Origin of the sequence: Pedobacter sp. V48 (genome assembly GCF_000523515.1) — a bacterium.
In the GTDB taxonomy this organism is placed as follows: domain Bacteria; phylum Bacteroidota; class Bacteroidia; order Sphingobacteriales; family Sphingobacteriaceae; genus Pedobacter.
In genome coordinates this window covers 93,286-120,195 of the sequence record NZ_AWRU01000005.1, presented here as the reverse complement: position 1 = coordinate 120,195, position 26,910 = coordinate 93,286, and the positions used below count along the sequence as shown (strand labels likewise).

The window sequence follows — 26,910 nt, the reverse complement described above, 5'->3', positions numbered from 1 at the left end:
AATGGTTTCATTTGGTTGTGTCAATAGCTTTCGTGAAAAAACTATTAGTTAATGTACCAATACTATTAATTATTTTAATAACCAGCAACCTGTACTATACTGCTCTTATTGTAACTTTTAGGATGCTGTTAATCAAGCCACCCCGGGTTTTGCCAATTCTGTCCGGTAAGGTTAATCATCTTATCCACCTCAGCCTGGTCTATTGGATACAACAAATACTTATTGGACCAGGCATTTCTGTCGGCAAATTTGAAACGGGTAAAAGTAAGGTTTGAGCCTTCTTTAGTAATCCTCATCCCGGTAACAAATTTATCTGTCTGATCAAGGATTTTCCATCTTCTGACATCAAAGAAACGATGGCCTTCAAAAGCAAACTCTATCCGTCTTTCATTACGATATTTCTTTTCGAATGCTTCTTTTGACATCCCAGCCGCAAACGCAGGCATCCCCGCTCTGGCACGTACAGCACTAACTGCCTCGCGAGCACTCAGGGTAAGTCCTGCTGAGGATACCGCAGCATCAGGCCCCGCTGACTGATATGCTGATTCTGCAAAGTTCAGATAGAGTTCGGCCAAACGGAAGATCCTGATAGAGCCATCTGCATCATTGCTAATTCCGGATTTATAGTTGTTGAACTTACGAAGGTAATATCCGGTTCTGGTGCGCGTTCTTTCCGTTCCTGAAATCCCTTCAAGACCGCCAACAAAGGTTTCCACTTTTTTACCGGCAGGATCATTCAGATTCCTTACGGCACCATTATAGTATATAGAAGCGTAGAATCTGGGATCGCGACCAATGTATGGATTATTTGGATCGTAACCAGATGCCGGATTTATTGTTGTTACAAGATTGTCTGTTCCTGAATATCCGCTTATCGGAGGTTCTCCATTTGCCATTTCGTAACTATCTACCAGATCCTGGGTTGGACTGGGACCAGTCTTTTCCATTCCTGGATTTGTTGGCATACCGGCCAGCTTCCATATTTGCAGTTTACCGCCTCCATGAAAAATTGTCTCTTTATCTGTAGACCGCTGATCGTTAGAACCAATCAGGTTGTAATACGCATATGCATTTTGAGCAACATCAGCTGCCGGAGTCTGCGTAAAAAGCTTATAGTCGTTTGCAAGGCATTGCGCAAGCGCCTCTATGTTTATAGTGGTCGCATCCGCCCATGAGTAAGTTCCATCAGCCCATAAAGGACTTGCGGCATAAGTAACAGACTCTGATTTGATGGCATAAGCGATTGCCCTGGTCATGATACCATATTGGTTATCATAAATATCCCATGAAAAACCATCACGCCCGGCTGGATAGGATAAAGCTTTATCGCAATCGGCAAGAATGAGTTTCACAACCTCCGAAAAAGTGGCTTTCTTATCCTTAGAGTAGTCATAGTCTACACCCAAAGGTTTATCTATGAGAGGCACCCCCCCATATCGTTTTATCAATTGCAAATAATAAAGTGCACGTAAAGTATGTGCCTGAGCTGTCCAGGCACCTTTCTCTGCATCAGTTGCAAATACTGTTGCCGTTTTGATATTTTCTATAAATACATTGCATTTACGGATTCCCTCGTAAAGCCTACCCCATGGACTACCATCTGCAGAATACTGCGCATATGAACTGGAAGTTATAGATCCACCATACCAGGCGGCATATTTGGAACTCACCACATTGTCATCTGCATCCTGAGATTCATCTCCAAAAGATGCTCTATCGGTATTAGGGGCCGGACAATATCCATAACATGAATTCAGATACCCTCTTGTTCTGTTGTAGTCGCTGAATACCTGTTCCATAGTTATCCTGCCATCTGAAGGCAAATCCAATTGTTTGTTACATGAAAACAGAATACCGGCCGTAATTATAATTATAAATTTTTTATACTTTCTCATCGCAATAATTTGTTAAAAAACAACATTTACACCTATGTTAAATACCCTGTAGACCGGGAAAGAGGTATAGCCCCCACCTTCCGGGCCAAAATCTTTCGACTTCATTTTATCCCAGGTGATCAGATTCTGTCCGCTAAGTAAGAACTTGATTTTTTCTGCTGAGATGGCTTTAGACAGACGGCCAGGCAGCGTGTAGGAAAGCTCCACATTTTTAAGGCGTAAATAGGATCGGTTATATTTATAATAATCGTTTATTTCCTGACTTGAGGACTTAACTGTTGACAATGCAGGGGCTGTTATTGCTTCACCATTTTGGTAACGTTCCGGTGTCCATGCATTTTTGTGCAAAGCACCGTATATTCCATCAAAATCTGCTTCCCAAACACCCTGCCCAACAATTACTGAGGAGTACTGACCAATTCCCTGTAATAAGAAACTCAGATCAAAGGATTTATAAGTGACACCTCCCGATATTCCGTAGGTAAACCTTGGAAGTGCTCCGGTACCTATTGGGGCCTTATCGGCCTCATTTATAATACCATCATTATTAAGGTCCTGATATTTAAGATCCCCTAAACGTGGATTACCAACTTTATACTCAATTTTGTTACCATCAAGTTCTTGCTGAGTATTAAAGAATCCATTGCCGTTACTATAGTCAACCAGGTATCCAAAGGTTTGGCCATAAGAATAACCCTCCTCCTGTTTTCTATAAATGTAATCTTCGTTTCTCAGTGGCTCATTTGTATTAATTACTTTATTTTTCGAATAACCAATTAAACCTCCCAATGATATTTTCACATCCTTATTTAAAGCCCTGCTATAATTGGCGGTTATTTCATAGCCCTTGTTTTCAAAAATACCTGTGTTTGTTTTAGGGTAATTATTTAAAGGTATACCCTGATACAAAGGAATAGCAGATAGCGCACTAACTACCATATTATTCATGCGCTCTTTAAACACATCTACAGTAAAAGATAAGGAATTAAATAGTCCCAGGTCCAACCCATAATTTTGTTTTGTAGCTATTTCAGCCTGTATATGAGGATTTCCAACGGTGCGCTCATCTATAATATACTGAAGGGAACCAATTGGCCCTCCTCCTCTGACGGTTACCTCATCAAGATAGGCGAACCGGTTTAAGCCACTTTGGTCGTTTGCTGTTTTACCATAAGAAGCTCTTAATTTAAGGTTGCTTAACCAGGTTGCATCCTTCATAAAATCTTCGTTTGACACTTCCCAGGCTGCAGCAATTGCCGGAGTAAAGGTGTAACGATCATTGCGGGCATATTGTTCAGACCCTGAATAGCCAACATCGAACTTAATATGGTACCTGTTATCGAAGCTATAGGTTGCTTCTGCACCCGAACTTACACGGTTATAAGGCAACAATCCCGGAGAGCCAGTATCTGCCTTTGTCAGATTTTGGAAGAACATATAGGCCATACCTCCTACATGGTGCTTACCGAAATCCCGGCTGTAATTAAGCGCTCCATTATAGGTTAAGTGATAATAGTATGAACTTCCCTTGCCATATTTCAAAGGTGTATTGTTCTGGTCACCTTTTCTATTGAAAAGGAGTTCTGCGGGTTTGGTATTATCTCTTGTCCAGCGTTCATAATCCTGAGTAGTACTCAAACTACCAACTGCATTCGTCTGATAAGCAACTACCCCCGTTAAATTTAAACCTTTTGTTAGGAAGCCCATGTCCAGGTCTAGCCCAAACTGTGAGGTGATATTGGTAACCGTGTGTCTTACATATCCGGATCGGTTTAACATCCCATAGGTTGGCGATCCGACATTACTCGTTGTAATCACCTGACCATCCGGAGTTAACGGACCATATACTGTTGGTGGTATCTGAAAAAAGCTGCCATATATTGTTGNATYKSMRGAKCSTSGKGTACGTTCTCTTTTAATATTACCACTTAAACGGATAAATGCCTTCAGATAGCGGTTTAGGTTCATATCAACATTACTGCGATAGTTAACCCAAACGTTGTTTGCATTAGAATTGTATTTATCCTGATCAGTAATAAACTGACCGCCCTGATGCATGAAGTTCACATTGGAATAGAATTGTACTTTTTCGTTTCCGCCGGTAACGTTAACACTCGCACGCTGCATCGCTGCGTAGTCCTTAAAATACCTATCGTACCAATTGTTATTGGGATAAAGGTCGTTCCCGCCTGAGCGAAAGTTTTCAATCTGCTGATCGCTAAATAACTTTTCCTTTTTATCATTAACCAAGGCCTGATTTCTCATCGATGCGTAATCGGCAGCACTGTAAGACGTTGGTGTGGTTGTGACCTGCTGTATGGATTGATCGAAAGTTGTTTTTATTTGGACATTACCTTTTACCCCGCGTTTGGTAGTAATAACGATTAATCCATTTGCACCCTGAATACCATAAAGCGCTTGAGTAGATGCGTCTTTTAGTACAGTGACAGATTCGATTTCATTTGCACTGATGTACTCCAGTGTTTGATTGCTGTTGTAAGCACATATAATTCCATCAATAATTACGAGCGGTCCGTTGCCTCTTGCAGCAGATAGCCCTCTGACATAAATGTTGGTAGTTGCTCTAGATAGCTCTGAGTACGTTTCTTGTGTCACTAAGCCTGCAAAACGACCGGCAAAACTCTGGGTAAGATTTGCTACAGGAGATTTTTCCAGCTCTTCGCCAGTAACTGTTGCTACCGATCCGGAAATTTCATGTCGCAGCTGTGAGGTATACCCCAGTTGAACTACATCATCTTTTTTATGTATATCTGGTTTTAACTCAACATCAATCTGAGCTTTCCCATTAACAGCTATTTTTTGTGTAGAATAACCAGCATAGGAAAATATCAGCGGGCTATTCACATCCAGAATTATGGTGTACTCACCATTTTCATTTGTTGAGGTTCCTGTTTCTCCATCCCGGGAGTTTATTGTTACGCCAGCAAGCGGTCTTCCAAATTCATCCTTCACTATGCCTTTCACAGGGACCGATACCTCTTGTGCGCTGACACTTGTTCCTACGGAAAGCAAGAGTGCCAGCAGCAATGTTATTTTGATCATTAATTTATGTATCATCTGATTTATCATTGAGGTCTATTAAAAACTATTACTACCAACCGTTACTTTGCCACTTAACTCCTGTAATTGACTGCAGTCGGTTGGCCTCATCAAGTGGTATAGGTACCCAGAGGAATTTATTGGTGAAATTCTTGCGTTCATTGGCGCGGACTGGTCTTCGGTTATAGGTAAATGTTCCGTCCGGGTTTCTGGTAATCTCCATTCCTGTCACCCACTGATCGGTTTTAGAAAGGTCGCCGGTTGGCAGTGTCCATCTTCGAATGTCGAAATACCTATTTTCTTCCATAGCCAGCTCCACCCTACGTTCATTCCTGACCCTAAGTATCAACTGCTCTTTAGATAGATTCGAAGGGATTTCTGGCATGCCTGCCCTGGCCCGTATTTCGTTARCWGMWGYAGNNGYWWMWKGCNMTTTACCTGCTTCAGCAGCTGCTTCAGCAAAGTTTAAGATTACCTCTCCCAGACGGAACATTTTCCAATTGGCACCGCCTACAGGATTATCATTACCTGAGTTTGGATGCAGGAATTTCCTTTCGAAGTAGCCTGTACGGGTTGCTTTTCTGGTAGAAGCATGAATTCCGGTTTGAGGTTCGCCTATATACGTTGCAATAATCCGGGTTCTGTTACCCATTGGGGCAGGATAATTTTCGAAGGATTCAGGCGCTTCGGCAAAATTCCAGAATGCTTTTCTTTTGGATCCGTTGTAATAAATAGAAGCATAAAAACGAGGATCTCTGTTGGCATACGGATTTTTAGGATCATAGGTTTTATTTTCAGGATTATAGTTTGGCTGCTGGTGCTTATCATCAAGATATGGATTTGCAAGATTTAGAATCGGCTTCCCATCAATGGTCTCATAAGCATCTACAAGTTCCTGCGTTGGGCAGGTTCCCGATTTGTATCCATCCTGTGCACCAATGCCATCAATATTCCAGATGTTACCTTGCCCATCGCGACTTTGATATATTGTTTCATGATCTACGCTGGAGGCATAACCCATGGTTTGAGTGAAATATTCATTATAGATGGCAGTTTTTTCATTCTTATTTGGTCCGAGGTATGCAACATCTGAAAGATAAGTTTGCGGATAGTTTACCTTATTATAAAGCTCAAAGCCGTTTTTTCTTAAATTTTCTAATGATGTTTTATTGACTTCGTACGCCTCTTCCCAATAGTCTTTGCCCTCATTATATAACGGGCTCGCAGCAAAAAGGATCATTTTTGATTTTATTGCCTCGGCCATTGCTTTGTTTACACGGCCAGCTTCCTGATCTGAGTTAATTCTCCATTGTAATTCATTTGTGCCAAGTGCAGCATCACAATCTTCCATGATAAACTTAACTACATCATAATAAGTCTCTCTTTTTACTTTGGAAAAATCACCTGCAAAATCATATGGTTCACGTTCTATAGGTAACGAAGGGCCAAACCATTTTAGTAGTTCTGAGTAATAGTAAGCCCTTAAAAGATGGGCTTCAGCTTTCCAGCGTTTTCTATCTGATTCATTGCCTACCGTTGCATTATCTATGCGGCTTATAAATATGGTACAGTTGCGGATAGCGCTCCAATAGCTTGCCCAATAATTTCCATTTCCACTATCCCCACTTACATTGGTTATAGGATGATTACTGGCAGAGGCGTTACCATTGTACATTCTGCCACTCATAAGTCCCGACTCTGCTTCCGCATCCGTATCCCAGGATTCATCGCTCCAGTTGACGGGGCCTCTTTGCCAAAAAAAGTATCTGGTCCCTTTTACGGGCATGTTTGCATAACAGGTATTTAAAAAAGCTTTCACCTTTTCGTTATCAGCAAAGACTTCCTCCATAGTGATCTTGCCATCGGGTGCGGTATCCAAAGCTTTCTTACACGCACCAAGAAAAAACATGGAGAGCGCGATTAATAAAACTATATATTTCGTTTTCATAACTTCTTGTGTTGGGGATTAGAAAGTAACATTTAAGCCAAAGTTTGCCATTTTGGTTACAGGGTATCCGAGAGGATCATTGTTCTCAGGATCCAGATGGCCCATTTTTAAATGATCCCAGGTATAAAGATTTTGTCCGCTTACGTAAACTCTTAATCTTTGAACTCCAATTTTATTAAGGATTCCTAAAGGAAGTGTGTAGGCTAACTCCAGGTTTCTAAGACGAATAAATGAACGGTCCATAATGAAGAAGTCATTGGCCGTGTGATTCGTATTGTTCAATGTGCTTAATGCTGGATAAGTGATCTTCTCGCCGCTGGCATATCGCTCCGGAGTCCATGCATTTTTGTGATAATCGAAGTAAGTGCCCAGTTTTATGGTTTCATAAACTCCCTGATCAGAATAATTATTGGAGTACTTGCTTACACCTTGCAGGAATGCTGTAAATTCAAATCCTTTATAATTAAGGCCCAATGTAAAACCGTAAGTAACCCTGGGTATGGTGCTATAGCCAATGGCCACCTGATCCTTATCGTTAACCACGCCATCGCCATTAGCGTCTACATACTTAAAATCGCCGACCCTTGGCGTACCGAAACCATAAGTGGTATGTGACAGATAATTGTCAAGTTCTTCTTTTGAATTGAAATACCCATTTCCGTTGCTGTAATCTATTTTGTATCCAAGGGTTTGACCAATTGAGTACCCTGTAGATCTATATCTTGTTGCATACGATTCATCACGGATCTGTTCATCTAAAAACTTAGCCACATTGTGATTATACCCATAATTACCTTTAAGCAAAATGGAAAAATCTTTGACAATAGACTTGTTATAGGTAAGCTCAATTTCATAACCCTTATTGTCGACCAATCCCATATTTACTCTGGGAATAAAATTTAAGGGTACCCCCTGAAATTCAGGCACAGTGCTACGCGAGATCAGAATGTTGCTTCTTTTCTCAACAAAATAATCGAAGGAACCACTTAAATCCCTAAATAATTGCAAGTCTATACCATAGTTTTGCTTTTCCGCGACCTCCCAGGTGAGATTTGGATTCGCCAAAAGACCCTGATTTATTCCACCGCCAAGGCTGCCAAGTGGACCACCTCCAACGGTGATATTACTTTGATAAAGGAACCTGTCCTCGCCCATTCTATCGTTACCTACTTTCCCATAAGATGCACGTAATTTTAGGCTGGTAATTATCTTATTATTTTTTAGAAATTGTTCATTACTAATGATCCACCCTACAGAACCTGCAGGAAAAAATCCAAAACGCTTGTTTGGTGCAAATTGTTCAGATCCATTATAGCCCATGTTAAACTCTGCCAGGTAACGATTGTCATAGGCATATGTGGCCCTGGCGGCTATACCTAATACGTTAAAAGGGATATCAGCACCCGCGGTTTCCCAATAATCGCGCTGACCAAGAATCATTGCCCCCACATCATGTTTTTCAGCAAATGTTCGGCTATAATTAACCGAGGCTTGCATGTTGATGTTATAACGGGAATCTGCTCCTTTAGTTAATGAAAGCAATTCTTCATCGGGACGTTTAACAGCATAACTTAACTGATCAGTTTCCGGGTTAATTTCTGCAAGATAAAGACGCTCGCTTTTCTTGCCTTGGGTAGCGGTAGTTGATTTAGAATCATAAGAGATCATCCCTTTAACACTTAGCCCTTTGGTAACGAAACTACTTAAATCCCAATCGAGCCCTAAAGTGGAGTTCAGGTTAGATCTAACTTCGTTACGATATCCAAATCTGTTCATAATTTCAAAGGCCGAACGGTCTAGGTATCCTGGATCTACTATTTGGCCAGGTGCTATTCCAAATCCACCTATTGTTGTTGGTCCGGGCGTAATTGGTAAAATGGTTTGAGCCTGATACAATAAATCTCTCATCATCCAGTTTGTATCGCCTCCGCCATATAGCCATGCCGAAGGCATATTAACCTGTTCTATATAACTACCTATATTTAAGAATGACTTTAATGAATTCGTAACTTTATAATCCAGGTTGGCCCTAAAATTAAACCTATCCATTTTTGCTGAAGGATCATAACCCAATACTGATTTAGGCTCAGTTTTAAGGTTACCACCTTGATTAAGATATGCAGCATTTACAAAGTAGGATACCCTTTCTGTTCCCCCGCGTGCACTGGTATTAATTCTTGTTTGCGGTGAATAGCGGGATATAAACTCACGATAATAATCATGGTCCGGGTACATGTATTTTCTTACCGCCGCTTTTTGTGCGTAATCTGGATCATTTGGATCTAAGCCAGCCAAAGGATTGAGGTATTTATCCATGGTTTCCTGACTAAAAGGAAGTGGCGAAATGTTGTCGTTTTTAGAAGCTTCATTTCTTAGCTTCATGTAGTCTATAGAGTGTAGCCTTTCCGGTTCCCTTGTAAATGATGAATAACTCTGATCTAAATTGACAGATAATTCGGGCTTACCTTCCATACCTCGCTTGGTGGTGATAAGAATAACCCCATTCGCTCCCCTAACACCAAATACTGCCGTGGCCGATGCATCTTTCAATACCGAAACATTTGCTACCTCACTAGCATCAATGGTCCGGACATTATCACGGGGAACTCCATCGATTAAAACCAGGGGGCTTTTAGTATTAGTTGTTGCAGCACCACGCAGGTACATCGTTGCATCGTCACGTCCCGGTTGGCCACCCCCAGACTGAATAGATGTTAAGCCCGACAATTTACCTGCCAATGCATTAGCAAGACTTGCAGAAGAATTTTGTTTAAGCTCCCTGGAGGAGACCGAAGAAACTGCCCCTGTTACCGAAATTTTCTTCTGTTGACCATATCCTACTACTACCACTTCATCCAGTTTCTCATCGGAATTTACCAGCATTACATCAATTGCTGATTTCCCATTTACGGCTATTTTCTTTTGAATATATCCTATGTATGCAAAAACCAATACGGCATTTGACGGAGCTTTAATAGTGTAAATCCCATTTACGTTTGTCTGGGTACCCACCTTAGATCCCTGAACCGTAACAGTGACCCCGGGCAAGGGACCAAGATCCAGTGAATCCAATACCTTTCCGGAGACAGTGATCTGTTCCTGTGAGAAAGCATTAAGTGAACTACATATTGCCAGCAGCAGCAAAGGAGTCCAATAGAGCTTTGAGAGTAGTCGTTTTTTTCTCATAATGAGCATTTTTGAAATGTTTGATTTGGATTTATTAGGTTAGGTTTCAGGTGTGTTTTGTTGGTGTTAATGTTCTTTATATGGATAATTAAATCTTCCCGAGGGCGCAACATCTCCATTGACCAGGAAATCAATAATATCTCCATCAGTCTGCATGTTATCAGACCATTTAAATTCAAAGTTTAATGTGTTTTTTAAGGCCAGGAATGTTCTCGGAATACGAATTTCAAGCTGATTACCGGTGTAGTTAAAATCGACCTGCGCAACCTGTTTCCAATTCCATCCCTTTGTGGATTTTTCCAAAAAAGCCTTTTGATCGGGAGATTTTCTATTCACAACAAAATCATATCCCTCCCATCCTGTTTTTTTATCCCTATCGATATCGATAAAAAGGCGCATCCATGCAGGATCTTTGTGACTGGTGAGCTGATCTGCTGTTTCTACATAGAAATAGACATACTTGTTATCTCTTGCTACTTTGGCTTTTACCATATCATTTCGTCCAGTCGTATTTGTATAATGTGTACCTGCAAAGCCATCGGCATCACGATGTATGGTATTTCCTTTATGAGCTATAAATTCTGGTTTAACATTAACCCATTCATCAAACTTCCCATCCATGCTGATCGTTTTTGCTGCAGAGGCTTTTTCTGGAGCAGGCATCCCTTTAAAGCGGCGGATGTTAGCGATTAACTGGTAATAATAGTTATCCTGATGACCACCTTTCATAGGCTCTATATCTCTGCTATGTTCTGTATCAAATTGATCGGGAAAGGCATTTGGCTGATCCTGCCAGGTTTCATATCTGCCGGCTATCCATTCGTTCCAGCCGGTAACAAATACCAGTTCAACGTTTTGCTTTAAAGCATGGTCCCATTGCTCCTGAAAATTCAGTCCATACTGATGTGCATCTTTATTTGTGTTTTGTCCATTTTTGTTGGTGTAACTTCTTCCAAATGCACCTTTCGCGTTCATTGGATTTAAACCATTTTCCTTGGTCCAGTTTTGAGATGTACCAACGGTCATTTGTTCAAAGCTTCCATCATCATTTTTCACGAAGCCATGCTGAGGATATATCTCCAACCATCCCCAATGATCTTTGCGTTCGGGTCCTTTATTGTAAACTGGTTGTCCCGGGCGGAAGGTAAAGAAGTTCTTAATCTCAGGATCAATATTATCCGGGTATGCCATAATTAAGGGCTTGCCTTTCCATTGAAACCACAACTCTTTATAAAGACCCGGTTTGTATAGGTCGTTATAAACCTGGCTGATGGCACTTTTGGTATCTTTTGATGCCCCAAATCCCATCATAAAAGCGATTTGAGGTGTACGGATGCCATTTTTTCTTGCTTCTGAAAACACTTCGCACAATGCCATATACGCAGGCTTCCACACCATATCTCCATTGGTACAATCAAACATAATCATATCAACACCTGCGTCAGCCAGCATTTCGGCATGTTTCCAAAGCACCCATTTATCCGTATCTACGTAATAACCAAACAACGGCTCATTCCAGAAATTCATGATGTTTTGCGGCCATGCCGGATGCTTGTAATCGTAAAGTGCATCAGGATGTTTCTGTAAAAAGGCAGTGGTATTATTAGGTTTTAGCTTCGCTTGTGCGTAATGCCATGTCCAATAGAATAGGCCGACAAATTTGTCGCTTTTCTCTTTACCTACTACATTAAATGCGGGTAGTTTTCTGCCCAGTGCATCTGTGGCTGGCAGTGTTGCTGTATAATTGGTTAGTAGCTTCTGTGAAAAAACATTTGTTACAGCGGCACACAGCACCAATAAAAGACCAGCACTGGATCTGATATTAAAGCTCATCATAAATCTATATTTGGTTAGGCACAATCGTTTTCGAGAGGAAACAATTGGTTGCTATCTCAATAATATTAATAGTTTCATCGAGCAGCAACCTGTACTATACTGACTGGCATCCTGCACCTACAGGCTCTCAAATATTAAATTATGAGTACAAATACATGCTAAATCCTATTAGGAAGAGAATAATTATTTATAAAAGAATTTCTTTTTTTAGATAATTATACCGGTAATGCCCGTTATCTAACTACGACATTGATGTACATAAAAAAACGAGTGCCCATATGGTAAGGACACTCGTTTTAATCGTTTAAGGAAATGCTGTCAGTTAATTATATCCGGCATTTTGGGTTAACACTCCTTTTGAAAGATCCACCTCCTTTTGCGGAACAGGCATCAGATAAAACCTATCGTTCCATGTTCTTTCCTGAGCCTGGGTATTTTTAATATTATTTATGGTTTTCATTACCTGAGGGGCAATTTTCCAACGACGAATATCCATATAACGTTGTCCCTCCAAGGCAAGCTCTACCCTGCGTTCATTACGAATTACTTCTCTAAGTGCATCTTTACCTGCATATTTTACCCTGTCGACAACAGGCATTCCTGAACGCGTTCTAACTGCATCTAAGGCGTCATAAACTGTAGCATCAGGTCCGCTTAATTCATTTTTAGCTTCTGCATAGGTCAACAATACCTCAGCATAACGGATTAAAATTATATTAGCATGGTTATCGACCTGTTGACGATAGATTGCAGGGTCAACCAATTTACGGAAGTTATATCCTGTTAAAGACATATTGGAAGCACCCTGAACCCAATTAAACTTATAATCATCTTCCACTGCATTCCACGGTGAGTTTTCAAACAGGATACTCGCATAAAAGCGTGGATCACGGTTTTTATACTCATTAGCAAATGCCGGATTGTTAGTTTTATACCATTCAGCACGTTGCGCCGGATCCGTTGGTGTAACTGCCTCACCAGTTTTATAACTGCCATAGCTATTTACCAATTCCTGAGTTGGAGTTACGGAGCTCCAGCCACCAATAGTGCCCGGCAATAAGTAAGTATTTAAGAAATTCGCATCTTTTTGGTCAATTTGCTGACGGTCCAAAATTACCTCAGCATTACCTTCATTTACTTTATGAAAAAGTGCCTCATAACTACGCAGACCCAAGCGGAATTTCTTCTCGTCGCTGGCATTTGCAAAAGTAACCCATTTACTATAATCATCTTTAGCATCTATGGCTTCTTCGGCATCAACCTTAAATAAGCTATAACCCAGCGTCATTACCTGACTTGAAGCATCAACGGCCAGCTGCCACTGACTTTCATTTAAATGCACCCTGGCCTTTAATGCAAGGGCTGCTCCTTTGGTAATTCTTCCTTTTTCATTTGGTTTACCACCGGCATAATTTTGTGGCAAAATTTTAGAAACGGCATCAAGCTCATCGGTAATAAATTTTACTACTTCAGCTTTTGGAGTTCTTGGTACATTTTCCGCTCCCAAGGCTAAAACCGTTGTAATTAAAGGAACATCTCCAAATTTATTTGTTAATCTGTAGTAAAACATTGCCCTTAAAAACCTTACTTCCGCTTTATATCTTTCCAATAAAGCAGCATCTATTGTCGTTACTTTATCTGCATTGGCAAGGAAATAATTTGCACGGCGGATGTCGATGAAACTCCAACCTGCATCAGTTGTAGAGGTAAGCGTTCCGGCAGAAACATCTGTAGCGGAACTTTCCCATGGATACTGGGCATGGGCATTATCTGTTGCACCATCATCATAAATTGTTCCATCGCCAGGTAGCTGATTATAAACCGCCATAACTGCCTGATAGACATCGTTAGGATTTTTCCAAAACGTCGCTTCCGACAATTGATCCAATGGTGGTCTTTCTAAAAAGTCTTTTTTACAAGAGGTAACAGCGCCTAGTGTTAAAAGCCCTGTAAGTATATATATTGATGTTATTTTTTTCATGATATTCTTATTATTTTGATTAGAAACCAGCACTTAAACCAACAGACCAGGTTTTAATACCTGGGTAACCTCCACGTCCAGAGTCAGACTCAGGGTCATAATCTGCCAATCGCTTATCAGCCATAAAAGTGAAAGGGTTATTCGCTGTACCATAAATTCTTAGTTTAGCCAGCCCAATTTTTTTAGTTACATCTTGTGGAATAGTATAACCTAAGGTTATGCCTCTTACTCTGAAATAGGCCCCACTGAATAACCAGAATGAGGATGTAGGATTATAATTATGTGCGCCTGCAGCTGTTGTTAAAATGCGCGGGAAATCAGCATTCGGATCAGGATTAGCGGATGTCCATCTGTTTAACCATTGTTCTTTTACATTGGCACCATTAAAGAATGGATAAGCAGCCTCTTCAGATAAATAAGTTTTAACCTTTGCCACACCGTAAGTAAGTACACTTAGATCGAATCCTTTATATGCAGCATTTAAATTAAAACCATAATTCAACCACGGAACGTTGTTGCCAATTATCTTGCGATCGGACGCATCGATCAAGTTATCACCATTTAAGTCTTTATATTTTATATCTCCGGCTTTGGTGGTAGCGGTTTGGAATGCGTGGTTTGTTACATCAGCAGCATCAACGAAAAGGCCTTCTGATTCATATCCGTAAAAAGAACCTATTGATTCACCTATTTTCTGTATAAATCGTCCGTCAAATGTTTCACTACCATCGCCTAGCTTAGTGATAGTACTCTTAATGATCGATAAATTACCTCCTATGCTGAATGTAAAATCGCTGCCAATTTTGTTGTTGTGGGTAATTGCAAGCTCAAATCCCTTGTTTTGCGTAGCAGCTCCATTTGATAGCGGAAGCCCACTGTTTATAGCATCGGTAGTGCTTGTATTTACTCCACTGGTTGCAAGTGCAGGAACCCTCATTAAAAGATCCTTAGTGTTTTTAATGTAGTAATCTGTAGTAATATCTAATTTTCCATTGAACATACTTAGGTCGATACCCAAATCTGTCATGTATACTTTTTCCCAGGTTGCCAATGGATTAGCAATTTTCGCTGACCACACGCCGCCTTGTGGAGCTTCTTCAAAACTATACTGATAACCGGTATTTAACAGGTCGAAATAGTTTCCAATTGATACAACATCCTGGTTACCCAAAGAACCCCATGAACCACGTAATTTCAAATTATTGATCCAATCCACATTTTTCATAAAGTCTTCTTTACTTACATTCCAACCTGCTGAAAAGGATGGGAATACCGCTCTGCGGATATCTTTACGAAAGCGGGATGAATAATCGATACGTGTATTAACTTCTAAAAGGTATTTGTCGTTAAAAGCATAGTTAAAACGTCCAAAAACAGAGCGCATAGCCCAATCTTGCTGATTGCTACGGTTTGCCTGACCATCGTCATCAGAGTTGATATCTTCAGGATTTGAGGAGCCCGATACAACAGTGGTCATATCATTATTCGGGAAATTTTTACGACCCACAAATGCCGTTCTGTAGGTATTGCTTTCTTGCGATGCACCTACTGTTAATTTACCATAATGTTTGCCAAAAGTACGTTCATAATCAGTTGTTACCTGTGTTAGCAGCTCCCTTCTTTTGCGCCAGTACTCAAGCATATCATTCTGCACTTTTTGGGTCGAGGTAATCGGCTTCCCTGTTAAAAAGTCATTAATAGGATCAAGGGTATTGTTAAAAGACCATGAGTTGCCATTTGTATATTTTAGGGAAACTAATCCATTTATTGACAGTCCTTTTAACGGCGTTAAAGTAGCGTTTGCAGAGGTCTGAAAATAATTATCACGATCCCAGGCTTTACCGCCTTCTTCAATTATGCGCGCCTGATTACGACCTGCTGTTTGCGCATTAGCTTTGCCATTATCGATTGACCCCCATTCGCCATTGCTCTGACGAAATACTGAAGTTGGCAAAGACCTGTTAAGCTCTGTCCAGCTCATGTTACCTTTACGGTCGAAATTTTGGTTTATGAATGAAAAGTTAGTTCCGACCTTTAAAATTTCAGGCACAATAGTAGTTTCAGTATTTAACTTAGCCACAAATCGGTTCTGATCTTTATCGGGAATAATAGATTCCTGACTAAGATAAGATACGCCCAAATAACTATTGGTAATTTTACCTGGCGCATTTATATTTAAACTGATGTCGCTTAACGGTGCAGTTTTGCGAAGAACCTTATCATACCAATCGGTATTTGGGTAAAGATCTGGTTTTGAACCATCTTTATACCACTGGATCTGTTCTGCAGTAAAAAGTGGAGCACCACCAGCGTTTGTCAATGCCTCATTATAAAGAGTAGTATAGTCGCCTGAGCCTACATATTTAGCCATTTTGGTAGGCGATTGCCATCCGTAATTTGCATTAAGTTCTACAGTAGTTTTCTCTCCGTTACCACGCTTAGTAGTTACCATGATAACACCATTAGCTGCTCTTGACCCATATAGTGCAGCAGAAGAAGCATCCTTTAAAACTGACATACTAGAAATGTCGTTAGGATTTAAAGTAGCAAATTCCTGTGCCGAGGCAGGTATTCCATCAATAACATACATTGGATTGCTTCCACCAGACACTAAGCTACTTCTACCTCTGATGCTTACGGTTGTAGAAGCAGATGCATCACGACTTAAGTCGCCAGGGCGTTGTAAAATAGTAAGGCCAGGAGAAACACCTTGTAACGCATTCTGTATAGAGGTTACTGGCCTGTCCTTTAACTGCTTAGGGGTCACGGTAGCAATAGCACCTGTTAAACTCGTTCTTTTCTGTGTACCGTAAGCAACAACCACAACTTCATTCAGGTTGCTAGATTCATCCTCAAGGCTTATATCTATTGTACCGGCTTTTGCTGCAGTAACTTCTTTAGTTTTAAAACCTATCGCTCTGAAAACCAAAATACTATTTTCGGGTACTGTGAGTGCATACGCCCCTTCTGCATTGGTTGAAGTTCCACGGCTTGTTAAATTTTTCACTTGTACAGAAACACCAGGTATAGGGTTACCCTGGCTGTCTTTAACTGTACCTTTAACATTAATGTCAGCTCGAGTGTAGTTTACAGGCAGGCCTCCCGCATGAGCACTTATAGATGCGGTCACCGATATTAAAAAACAAAGTTTTATCAATACCAGTGTTTTAACGAACGGCCTTAACTGCCGTTTTAAATAATAGTCAATCATAATTGTTATTTAGTTTAGTTGTTAGTTAGTTAATGGAATTGCAGCAATTACTCTGTTAGGTTATCATACTATTTAATCTCATGAATTGAGAGGAGGGACTTAGATGGTTAAAACTTTTCAGCTCTAATGTATAGAGTCGAGAGGTCACATATTATGTACAACTTAACGCAATCGATTGATTTCGCACTGAAGCCAGCATAAATTACATCTTGAAAACTTGAATAAATTGCTTTGAGGTATATCAACTTCAATCATACTTTGTTCAACAAAGTATGGCCTTATGAATCATGATTTTTTTTATTTCTACAAGAATAATAATTAACCAGATGTTTAATTATCTACTAAAAAGTTAGTTTAAAGCCCGTTAAAGGCAGTCTTTTTTGGTGAAAAAAAGATCAATTGCACACACCGAAACAAACGTTTGCGCAACAAAAATGATACAAATGCTTTTTAAGCCCTTTGGAATAGCCTTTAGAATGGGTTAGAATGGAAGATTACGAAATGGATAGTAGCTAGATCCCATTTAGCATTGCGTTGAGAAAATCTTTCTTTTTCACATAGGCATTTGCAGTTTCAGAACTTTTGTAAACAGGGAGTTTATTATTTTTAATAATGCTCTTAAATTTCTTGAGAGAAATTCTTAAAACACTGCAAGCCTCGGTTTGAGTGTAATACAAATCTGTGTCCATCATAATTGCGCTATTTATTACACCAATTTAATTTGAAAACATTCAGATTATACAGCAAACTTATTGAATGGTAACTCTCGATCTCTAAACTGCTGTAAATGACAGGTTACACAAATTATGTGATATTTACACACTTTGCTACACAATCATAAGAGTTCCATTTCTTTTCGTTAAATGTTAGGTATTTTCATGTAAAAAAGATCATGAAAAAATTAACGTTTATCTCCTCAATTACTTTCATTCTACTATTATCGGCATGCAGCAAGAAAGCCGGACAAGAAGTTCCCGAACCAAATAAAACAACGTACAAAGTGGGTCTTTCTGTTGAAAAGGAAAAAACAAGTTTAGATGGTGGCACTGAACCAACATTAGCTACACCCATAGCAAATTTAGTTAATCAACTGACCTATATCGTCTTTAATTTTGACACCGGCAATGAATACGCTAGAGTTACCCAAACCACCGATTTTCCTGGTATGGGAGAAATAGATTTCGATTTGCCTGTTGGTAATTATATATTTATTGCAGTTGGTTCCAAATCACTTTTCGGGATCAATAAGTATTATCGGGACAACGAAGTTCCTATACTATTACCACTTGCCGAGGCAAACATGCAGTACTGGCAACCTAATCCAACAATGGCTGATAAGCATTATAAAACAGATGATACTTTTTATGCAAAGTCATCAGTTGTAAGCATCGGTGAAGACCAAACAATAAACCTCGTACTGCAGCGGGTTGTTGGTAAACTGGAAGTCCTTGTTGAGGACGTACCTGACTTTATTGTTGATGTTAATTTTGAAGCAACGGGTTTTACACTGAAAGATCAAAAAACATTTGGCCGTATTGACGATAATGCAGGCTATGAGGTAAGCAATGCAAATGGCCCCATCAGCATTTATATTCTGAGTACCGAAAGACCAATTCTAATTGAGATATCGGGAGGTGGTGTAAGAAAAACACTCAGTGTACCCATTTACAGAAACAAGCGCACAATTGTAAAAGGCAAACTACTAGTACCCAATATATCAACCGGTTTTAATGTTACCATTAATGATAAGTGGCTGGTTGATACTGCTGTTGTTCATTTTTAAGGATTCTATTGATAATCCAACATCGTCCAGCAAGCACAATTAAAATTATTGACACAATCCTGACAGTTAAAAAGAATTAGATTACGTAAACTTTCATGGCTAATACTATTTTTGTGGCCGAATATGAAAACAGCTGTTGTATTCTTTCTGTCTCTGTGTTTTTTCCTTTTAGGAGGATCAGATTACGTTTATGCAGGGGCTCATGACAGCACAAGTAGTCATTCAACAGTTCAAAAGATTGAAAAATCTCATCAAGAAACGCTTCTTATGGCCAATCAGGGCCTTCCTGAAGTTAAGAGCAGTACCATAGGTGATAAAAAAGAAGACTTCATCAGTGTTGAGGACGAAGATGATGATCTTGTATCTGTCAGGAAATCTATATTGCCTGCCAAGTATTTTGCAACGCTTACCTATGCTTCTACTTTAATTTATTCCAACGCTTATTTCAAAAACCGTTTGCCTTTTTGCAAGCACCTATCCTACACTTCTTCTTACAAATACATTCTACAAAGAGTTCTAAAAATATGATCAACAATACGCTTCAGTTATTGAAGTTGTGATCATATATGCCCGTGGAGGTAATTCTGGTTTCATACCCGGTAACTGATGCTATTTCTCATTCCAGGGAATTTCTGATTCCTGATCATCAAATCGATAAATAATTAATTCATACTATGAAGAGAATTGCAATGCTCATGGGCTTGGGTGTTATATTATGCCATACAAGCTGTACATCTGAAAAAAAAGAAAAGGAAGAAATCAGCAAGTATGCGGTTACTACTCCTTTAAAAATTGACACCTCATTTACCAAGGAATATGTTTCACAAATAAAATCTGTAAGGAACATTGAGATAAGAGCACAGGAAAAAGGATACATGCAGAACATTTACGTTGACGAAGGTCAATCTGTAAAAGCGGGCCAGCTGTTGTTCAGGATCATGCCAAAAATGTATGAAGCCGAGTTAATGAAAGCGCAGGCCGAAGCCAAATCTGTAGAGATAGAATTACAGAATACCAAAACGCTGGCTGATAAAAATGTGGTCTCAAAAAACGAGCTGACAATGGCTCAAGCTAAACTTGACCAGGCTAAAGCCGAAGTGGCGCTAGCAAAACTACACTTGTCATTCACCGAAATCAAAGCCCCATTTGATGGCACCATTGATCGCATTCCCCTAAAACTGGGAAGTCTTGTTGATGAAGGTGAATTATTGACTAACCTTTCTGATAACAGTCAGATGTTCGCCTACTTTAATGTATCTGAACCGGAGTATCTGGACTATCAGACGAATATCAAAGGTCGCGGCGACAACAAGGTAAGTCTGCTTTTGGCCAATAGCCAACCCTTGAAATATAAAGGTGAGGTAGAAACCGTTGAAAGTGAATTTGATAATGAAACAGGAAACATTGCTTTCAGAGCAAGGTTCCCTAATCCCGACAAGCTTTTAAAAAATGGTGAGACAGGTAAAGTTCAAATGACGGTTCCACTTAAAGGTGCATTAATAATTCCTCAAAAAGCGACCTACGAAATTCAGGATAAGGTATATGTTTTTGTAGTGGACAAGAATGGAGTAGTAAGATCACGGAATATCAGTATCAGTAGCAGAATGCCTGACTTGTACGTGGTAGGAAATACCCTTTCTGAAAACGACAAAATCCTGCTTGAAGGTGTCCAAAAGGTTAAAGATGATGATAAGATCAAATATGAATTTATAGCACCCAAGGAAGTTATTTCCCGTCTGCAATTGAAAACGGAATAGTAATTCCATCCTTAAAAAAGTAATTCTATGTTTAATAAATTCATACACAGGCCAGTCCTGTCTATAGTAATATCGCTCATCATTACATTTCTGGGTGTGTTGGCTACCACTCAATTACCGGTAACACAATTCCCTTCCATTTCGCCACCAAAGGTGAACATCACTGCGGAATATCCGGGAGCAAATGGCGAACTAATGATTAAATCCGTAATCATTCCGTTGGAACGGGCTATTAATGGTGTTCCGGGAATGAAATACATGGCATCGGATGCAGGTAATGATGGTGAAGCGACCATACAGGCCGTATTTAATCTGGGTACCGATCCCAACCAGGCGTCGATAAATATTCAAAACCGTGTAGCTTCTGTTATAAATAAACTACCCCCTTTGGTGGTACGTGAAGGTGTAAAGATTACGAGGGAAGAGTCTAATATGCTCATGTACATTAACCTGTACAGTAAAGACCCTCATATGGATCAGAAGTTTCTTTTCAACTTCGCCGACATCAACGTATTGTCAGAACTAAAAAGAGTGGATGGTGTTGGAGTTGCAGATATCCTTGGTAACCGCGAATACGCGATGAGGGTCTGGCTAAAACCAGACCGTATGCTGGCCTATAAGATATCGGCCGATGAAGTTCTGAAAGCACTTGATGAGCAAAGTTTGGAAGCTTCGCCAGGTAAAACCGGAGAAAGTTCTGGTAAAAGATCTCAGGCATTTGAATATGTATTAAAATATCCCGGAAGGTTTAGTACCAAAGAGGGATATGAGAACATCATACTAAGGTCATCCACAAAGGGAGAGATCCTTCACCTGAAGGATGTGGCTGATGTGGAGTTTGGAAGTTCGTATTATGACCTTTATTCCAATCTCAATGGCCGACCTTCGGCTGCTATAGTAGTGAAGCAATCTTATGGAAGTAATGCGAGCCAGGTAATCAAAGACATAAAAGCTAAACTGAAGGAGATCAAATCCAGCTCATTTCCTAAAGGTGTAGATTATGAGATCAGTTATGACGTATCCAAATTCCTGGATGCTTCTATTGAAAAAGTAATACACACCCTTGTAGAAGCATTTATTCTTGTGGGATTGGTTGTATTCCTTTTCCTTGGTGACTGGCGCTCAACATTAATCCCGGCCATTGCAGTACCGGTCTCTCTTATAGGGACTTTTGTATTTATGCAATTCTTTGGGATTACACTGAATCTCATCACGTTGTTTGCTCTGGTGCTTGCAATAGGTATTGTGGTAGATAATGCCATTGTAGTAATCGAAGCAGTCCATGCCAAAATGGAAGAAAAGAATCTTTCGCCACTTAAAGCCACGGAAGAAGCTATGCATGAGATCAGTGGGGCGATTATTGCAATCACTTTCGTAATGGCAGCGGTATTTATTCCGGTTGCATTTATGTCTGGGCCAGTAGGAATATTCTACAGACAGTTTTCTATTACTATGGCAACGTCCATTATTCTATCGGGAGTGGTTGCACTTACCCTTACCCCTGCCCTATGTGCAATTATGCTGAAGAATAATCATGGTAAAGCCCAAAAGAAAACATGGCTCAATAAAGTGTTGGATGGTTTCAACAGCTGGTTCAACAGGGTTTCTGGCAAATACCAGAAATTATTAAGCTTAATCGTAAACAGACGGGCAATTACTTTTATCATGCTCGTTGCCTTTTGCGCGGGGATATGGCTACTAAACAACAGCCTTCCTTCTGGCTTTATACCAAATGAAGATCAGGGAATGTTTTATGCGGTAATACAAACCCCTCCTGGTTCATCATTGGAAAGAACGAATCAAGTTGCCGAAAAGTTACAGAAAATTGCCGAAGGCATGGAAGATGTACAATCCGTTTCTTCTTTGGCGGGTTATGAGATTCTTACAGAGGGTACCGGAGCCAATTCAGGAACTTGTCTGATCAACTTGAAAAGCTGGGAGGAACGTAAACATTCTGTGCAGGAGGTAATCAATGAATTGGAGGAAAAATCTAAAGATGTAACAGGGGCCACCATTGAATTCTTCCAGCCACCTGCTGTGCCTGGTTACGGAGCTGCGGGTGGTTTTGAGTTGCGCTTGCTGGATAAAGCCGGAACAGGTGATTACAAAAAGATGGAAACGGTAAGCAGGGATTTCGTAAAGGAACTGAGTAAACGCCCTGAATTATCGTCGGTTTTTACCTTTTACAGTGCCAGTTTCCCTCAATATATGCTCAAAATTGATAATGATATTGCTCAGCAAAAAGGGGTAACAATTGAGAATGCGATGAATACGCTTTCTACCCTTGTGGGCAGTAACTACGAGACCAGCTTTATCAAGTACGATAGGCAATACAAAGTGATGGTACAGGCATTGCCACAGTACAGGGCCTTACCAGAAGATGTTCTGAAACTATATGTAAAGAATAATCGTGACGAAATGGTGCCATTCTCGGCCTTCATGAAAATTGAGAAGGTTTACGGATTATCAGAGATCACCAGACACAACATGTATAATGCATCGGAAATTAGTGGTTCCTCTGCACCAGGTTATAGTAGTGGTTCAGCAATTAATGCGGTATCGGAAGTGGCTAAAACCAGTTTACCAAGAGGATTCTCGATTGACTGGGCAGGTATTTCCAAAGATGAGGTTGCCCGTGGAAATGAAGCGATCTATATCTTCATCATCTGCCTTGTTTTCGTATATATGCTCCTTGCTGCACAGTATGAGAGCTTTATTTTGCCATTCCCTGTAATTCTTTCACTTCCGGCAGGAATTTTCGGAGCCTTCCTCTTGTTGAAATTATTCGGGTTAGAGAATAACATATATGCTCAGGTAGCGATGGTTATGCTTATCGGTCTGTTGGGTAAGAATGCGGTATTGATCATAGAGTTTGCTGTTCAGAAACACAGAGCAGGAAGCTCAGTACTCCAGGCAGCAATTGAGGGTTCAGCCGTAAGGTTCCGACCGATTCTGATGACTTCCTTTGCATTTATCGCCGGATTGATCCCATTGGTTTTTGCTTCTGGACCGGGTGCAACAGGAAACAGAACAATCGGGTCGGCCGCTGCCGGAGGCATGCTTTTCGGAACTGTTTTCGGCGTTCTTATCATACCGGGATTGTACTACATCTTCGGCAAAATCTCAGAAAAATATGCTCTTGTTAAAAATGAAGAAGAAAATCCTTTAACTGAAGAAATTGATCACAATGTATAAACACAAGATATATAAATGCATTGGCGTGGTTGGTATTTGCCTGGCCATTGCAAGCTGTAAGGTTCCTGCGTTCATGCAGTCTGCTGAAAACAGATCGGTTCCCGAATCTTATAATAACGACAGGGATACTACCAACGTAGCTGCGCTTGAATGGAAGCGTTTTTTTACCGATCCAAATTTGGTGAATCTGATTGACACTGCCCTTAAACATAACCAGGAGTTGAGCATAGCCCTTCAGGAAGTTGAAATAGCCAAGAACGACATCAAATTTAAACAGGGAGCACTTTTGCCAACCGTAGGTGCAAAGCTTGGCCTGAGTGTTGAAAAAGTAGGAAGATACACCAGTCAGGGTGCTGGTGACGCTTCAACAGAAATTGCCCCAGGAAAAGAAACGCCAGATCCCCTGATGGATTATACTGCTGCAGTATATGCAAACTGGGAAGTAGATATCTGGAAAAAACTCCGTAACTCTAAGAAAGCTGCAATTAGCAGATATTTATCCACTGTAGAGGGTAAAAATTTTGTACTGACCAATTTGATTGCTGAGGTTGCCAACTCTTATTATGAATTGCTGGCTTTGGATAATCAGTTAGAGATTGTTAAACAGAACATCCAGCTTCAAAAGGATGCCCTTGAGATTGTAAAAATTCAAAAACAAGCAACCAGGGTAACCGAACTAGCTGTTCAGAAATTTAAAGCGGAGGTACTAAATTCTCAAAGCATGGAGTTTGACATTCTTCAAAAAATCAAGGAGAGTGAGAACAAGATCAATTTTCTACTTGGTCGATTCCCTCAGGAAATCCCAAGAGATCATGGCACTTTCTTGCACCTGCTACCTCCAGCGGTTCGCACAGGTATTCCATCGCAACTGCTGGCCAACAGACCAGACATTAAACAAGCTGAACTGGAGCTGGCTGCTGCAAAATTAGATGTAAAAGTAGCAAAAGCAGAATTCTATCCTTCACTGGATATTTCCGCAGCGTTCGGATTTCAGGCATTTAACCCATCTTATCTGGTGAAATCGCCCGAATCAATGCTGTATTCACTTGCAGGAGATCTTGCTGGCCCACTAATCAATAGAAACGGAATTAAGGCAGAGTTTAAAAACGCAAACTTGCGTCAGCTTCAGGCCATGTATAACTATGAACGAACAATTTTAAATGGATACTTAGAAGTTTCTACTCAAATGTCGAATATAGATAACCTGGAAAAGAGTTTTCGTTTGAAGTCTGATCAGGTAGATGCACTCAACAAATCTATTGACATCTCCAATGATTTATTTAAATCGGCAAGGGCAGATTATCTGGAAGTGCTAATGACCCAGAGGGATGCCCTGGAATCAAAACTGGAACTCATAGAAACAAAAAAGAACCAGCTCAGTGCTGTAACCAATATCTACCAGGAACTTGGTGGGGGCTGGAAATAACAATAATTTTTTACAAAAAGAGCCGGTCATAAAAAAACCGGCTTTTTTGCTTCTTTTTAATCAATAACGGATCTTATCTGTCCTTCAAGATTTGTAGCGCATCCTTATCTTCAAATTTATTAATTTGCCTGTTTAGCTCTTTGTACAAGTCGGCAGTGATGGTTCCATATCCTTTTTTACCGTATTTGTTATCCATTTCATGTGGATCTTTTTGCAGATCGTACAACTCCCATCCTGCTACACGCTTATAGAAGCGAATCAATTTGTACCTCTTTGTGCGAATCCCGAAATGCGGGGAAACCGAATGCTCCCCATTTTCATAATAATGATAGTATAAAACCTGTCTGCCTTTATCAGCCTGATTTTTTAAGGCAGGCAACATAGATATGCCTTGTACATCTTTTGGAATAGCCAACCCAGCTGCATCAAGTACAGTTGGAGCAATGTCCAGATTCATCACAAAGCGATTGGAAACAGTACCTGCTTTTACCATGCCGGGGTATCTCATAACCATAGGTGTACGGAATGATTCCTCATAAATCCAACGCTTATCAAACCAGCCGTGTTCGCCCATATAAAATCCCTGATCGGACAGATAAATTACAATAGTATTCTTGCTCAGACCATGTTGATCCAGGTAGTCTAGTGTGCGACCAATGTTTCGGTCTAAGGAGGTGGCAGTACTTAAGTAATCGCGCATATAACGTTGAAATTTCCATTCGGTAAGTGCTTTTCCTTGTAAGTTCAATACATTAAATTGCGCTTCAATCGGTTTATAATAAGCATCAATTTTTGCACGTTGGGCTGCGTTCATCCTACTAAAGTTACCATCTTTATTCTCCTTATCATCCGAACCGAACATCTTTAGGTCATATCCCATCAGCATGGTTTTTTCGATAGACATGTCCTGTATCTCCGCAGCTTTTCTGTTTTGGTAGGTATCGTAAAAATTGGCCGGAAGCGGAAAGTTAACCTTATCAAAGCGGCCCAGATCAGCAGTATCCGGCAGCCAAACGCGATGTGTGGCCTTATGTCCGATAACCAGGCAAAATGGCTTGGAATCGTCTCTTTTATCCAACCAGTTTTCAGCTTCATCCGTAATTACATTGGTTACGTAGCCGTCAATTCTTTTCTTGCTTCCGTCCATCATGTCAAAGTCTGGATTGAAATATTGTCCCTGATTAGGCAATACCTGCCAGAAATCAAAACCCTGGGGTTTGCTTTCTAAATGCCACTTGCCAATCCACGCGGTTTGATAGCCACCTCTCTGCAGTTGCTTTGCAAAGGAGTCCTGATCGCCATTAAAAACTGAGCTCTCATTATCTCTAAATCCATTTTTGTGGCTGTATTTTCCAGTCAGGATTACCGCCCTGCTGGGACCACAAATGGAATTGGTTACATATGCCTTATCAAAACGAACCCCTTCATTTGCAATCCGGTCTATATTGGGGGTTTTCATTAATTTGCTGCCGTAGGCGCTTATGGTCTGATAGGCATGATCATCTGAAATGATAATCACGATATTTGGTCGTTTTGAAGCTGCCGCTGTTTGTTGCTTTTGTGCAAACAGTTGCATACAACTGCTGGCCAATGCAAGGAGTAGTAAGGTCTTATTTAATTTCATTTGATAAC

General features: G+C 40.3%; 12 protein-coding genes and 1 pseudogene. 5 read left to right on the top strand and 8 right to left on the bottom strand.

Annotated features, from left to right (window positions below):
- Positions 1–128: 128 nt before the first annotated feature.
- From N824_RS03890 to N824_RS03860, 7 genes and pseudogenes are all read right to left on the bottom strand, one after another.
- Positions 129–1,895 carry a RagB/SusD family nutrient uptake outer membrane protein gene (locus N824_RS03890; RefSeq protein WP_048903833.1) on the bottom strand — a complete coding sequence of 589 codons (1,767 nt, stop codon included), beginning with the start codon at positions 1,893–1,895 and terminating at the stop codon, positions 129–131.
- 12 nt (positions 1,896–1,907) lie between these two features.
- Positions 1,908–4,973: a SusC/RagA family TonB-linked outer membrane protein gene (locus N824_RS03885; protein ID WP_161662257.1), complete on the bottom strand. Its 3,066-nt coding sequence runs from the start codon at positions 4,971–4,973 to the stop codon at positions 1,908–1,910.
- A gap of 34 nt (positions 4,974–5,007) precedes the next feature.
- Positions 5,008–6,903 (bottom strand): annotated as a pseudogene (locus tag N824_RS03880) (RagB/SusD family nutrient uptake outer membrane protein).
- A gap of 18 nt (positions 6,904–6,921) precedes the next feature.
- Positions 6,922–10,089, bottom strand: a complete 3,168-nt coding sequence (locus N824_RS03875) for a TonB-dependent receptor (protein WP_200869811.1) — start codon at positions 10,087–10,089, stop codon at positions 6,922–6,924.
- 66 nt (positions 10,090–10,155) lie between these two features.
- A complete protein-coding gene (locus tag N824_RS03870; RefSeq protein ID WP_200869810.1) occupies positions 10,156–11,925 on the bottom strand; it encodes a hypothetical protein in 1,770 nt (589 codons plus the stop codon).
- Positions 11,926–12,247: 322 nt separating this feature from the next.
- A complete protein-coding gene (locus N824_RS03865) occupies positions 12,248–13,906 on the bottom strand; it encodes a RagB/SusD family nutrient uptake outer membrane protein (protein ID WP_048903830.1) in 1,659 nt (552 codons plus the stop codon).
- 19 nt (positions 13,907–13,925) lie between these two features.
- The gene (locus N824_RS03860) at positions 13,926–17,117 is read right to left on the bottom strand and encodes a TonB-dependent receptor (RefSeq protein WP_048903829.1); all 3,192 of its coding nucleotides are present in this window, start codon (positions 17,115–17,117) and stop codon (positions 13,926–13,928) included.
- Between the two features lie 892 nt (positions 17,118–18,009).
- Here N824_RS03860 and N824_RS03850 point away from each other — a divergent pair.
- From N824_RS03850 to N824_RS03830, 5 genes are all read left to right on the top strand, one after another.
- Positions 18,010–18,900, top strand: coding sequence for a FimB/Mfa2 family fimbrial subunit (locus tag N824_RS03850; protein WP_048903827.1), 891 nt, complete (start codon positions 18,010–18,012; stop codon positions 18,898–18,900).
- Positions 18,901–19,023: 123 nt separating this feature from the next.
- Positions 19,024–19,428: a hypothetical protein gene (locus N824_RS03845; RefSeq protein WP_048903826.1), complete on the top strand. Its 405-nt coding sequence runs from the start codon at positions 19,024–19,026 to the stop codon at positions 19,426–19,428.
- A gap of 146 nt (positions 19,429–19,574) precedes the next feature.
- Positions 19,575–20,657 (top strand): efflux RND transporter periplasmic adaptor subunit, encoded by a 1,083-nt coding sequence (locus tag N824_RS03840; RefSeq protein ID WP_048903825.1) that lies wholly within the window; start codon positions 19,575–19,577, stop codon positions 20,655–20,657.
- A gap of 27 nt (positions 20,658–20,684) precedes the next feature.
- Positions 20,685–23,852, top strand: coding sequence for an efflux RND transporter permease subunit (locus tag N824_RS03835; protein ID WP_048903824.1), 3,168 nt, complete (start codon positions 20,685–20,687; stop codon positions 23,850–23,852).
- Entirely contained in the window at positions 23,845–25,278 is a 1,434-nt protein-coding gene (locus tag N824_RS03830; protein WP_048903823.1) for a TolC family protein, read from the top strand. The genes N824_RS03835 and N824_RS03830 overlap by 8 nt, the downstream gene beginning before the upstream one ends.
- A 73-nt stretch (positions 25,279–25,351) precedes the next feature.
- Here N824_RS03830 and N824_RS03825 read toward each other — a convergent pair whose 3' ends face one another.
- Positions 25,352–26,902, bottom strand: coding sequence for a sulfatase (locus tag N824_RS03825; protein WP_084498180.1), 1,551 nt, complete (start codon positions 26,900–26,902; stop codon positions 25,352–25,354).
- Positions 26,903–26,910 lie beyond the last annotated feature (8 nt).